A 1,100-nucleotide genomic window follows, 5' to 3' on the forward strand; every position below is an offset into this window, starting at 1 on the left:
GATGGAGTGGTCATGTTCATTGCATGGCAAACCGCAAACTAGGAACTCAAGCCGATCGCCAGCGCGTGCGTTCGTTGATAAAGAAGGAGAAGGATGGTTGGCGCAAAGAGCGCCTGATCGCCTTAAAGCTGGGCTTTGACCCGGCACGTCGTTTGGACGATATCGCAGAGACAGTGGGACGTGATCGCTCCACGGTGCAGCGTTGGTTCAAGCGCTTTAAAGAAGAAGGCTTTGATGGAGTGCTGGAGCGCGACTACAGCGAAGGCCGTCCGAGCACCTGTGATGAAGAAGTCTGGACTTACCTTAAGGATGGCCTGACAGCCGAGCGCTGGAACACCCTGGTTGAAGCCAGGGAAGAACTGGAGCGCCACTTCGAACGCCGTTTTCACTATCAAAACGTCTGGCGCTGGGTAAAAAAATGCACGGGGGTACTTCGGGTTCCCCGCCCCGTGCATGAGAAGAGGGACCCGGCCAGAGCAGAGGCGTTTAAGCGCCACTTTTTGGGCATCCTTAAAAACCTGCCTGTGAGTGGGAAAAAGCCAGTAAAGGTTTGGTTTGCTGATGAGAGCCGATACGGCTTACTCCCCAATCTAAGGAGACTGTGGACGAATAAGGGCCAGCGCCCCCACAAGCGCTGGAAGAGCGAATACAAATGGAGCTACTGTTATGGGGCCATTGATGCGGTTGAGGGCAAGACAGTGTTCCTGCAAACACCAACGGTGAGTCTGGACTGGACCGAGGCGTTCTTGCTTCAAATCAAAAAACAGTATCCCGACCATGAGCATATCGTAGTTTGGGACGGAGCCGGCTTCCATCCCAAGGATAGCTTCCACGAGCAGGTTCCCGCAGGTATCCACGTCGTGTTGCTGCCACCCTACAGCCCGGAACTCAATCCAATCGAAAAACTTTGGGACCTGATCCAGGATCATACCTCAAATAAACTATGGCCGAACATCGAAAGACTCGATCAGGTCGTCGCACTTCACCTGAAGGACTGGTGGGAAGACCCGGGCCGTGTCATACGCCTATTTGGTAATGGGTGGATTCGCGCTTCAGTAAACGCTACTTGAGACCACTACATGCGCATTAATTATGAGAAT

Annotated in this window: 1 protein-coding gene; it reads left to right on the plus strand. The window is 53.4% G+C overall.

The genetic code is table 11. The features are described from left to right. On the plus strand, window positions 1–1,070 hold a 1,070-nt coding region (locus tag QEH59_RS18570; protein WP_308986882.1), incomplete at its 5' end, for an IS630 family transposase. Between the last annotated feature and the right edge of the window lie 30 nt (window positions 1,071–1,100).

Source organism: Thalassobacterium sedimentorum (assembly GCF_031127905.1).
Classification (GTDB): domain Bacteria; phylum Verrucomicrobiota; class Verrucomicrobiia; order Opitutales; family Coraliomargaritaceae; genus Thalassobacterium; species Thalassobacterium sedimentorum.